This window comes from Undibacterium sp. JH2W, assembly GCF_049340425.1.
GTDB lineage: Bacteria > Pseudomonadota > Gammaproteobacteria > Burkholderiales > Burkholderiaceae_D > Undibacterium.
Genome location: NZ_JBMPOT010000117.1, coordinates 1 through 254, shown reverse-complemented (window position 1 = coordinate 254; position 254 = coordinate 1). Strand labels below are relative to the sequence as shown.

General features: G+C 50.4%; 1 protein-coding gene. It reads right to left on the bottom strand.

The window, feature by feature from the left end; all coding sequences use genetic code 11:
* Positions 1-65: 65 nt before the first annotated feature.
* On the bottom strand, positions 66-254 hold a 189-nt coding region (locus ACO0LC_RS29370), incomplete at its 5' end, for a helix-turn-helix domain-containing protein (RefSeq protein WP_423009821.1).

The following is a 254-nucleotide window of genomic DNA, read 5'->3' as shown; positions in this document are numbered from 1 at the left end:
GTCGGCCTTGTATAAGCGCGGTAAGCCAGAACGTTTGTATTTCGACAATGGGGCGAATTATTCCGCTAAAGAAATTCTGCAGGCTTGTGTGCGGCTCGATATTCATCTCTCTCATGCGCCGATTCGTAATCGATCAGAGCTTCAACTCCGCCGCTCTCAACGGCAGACTGATAACGGTAAAACGTGTCCCTCGAAAAACCCATTACTTTGCAGGCTCGGGACACGTTACCTAGTTCGGCAGCAAGGTTGAGCAG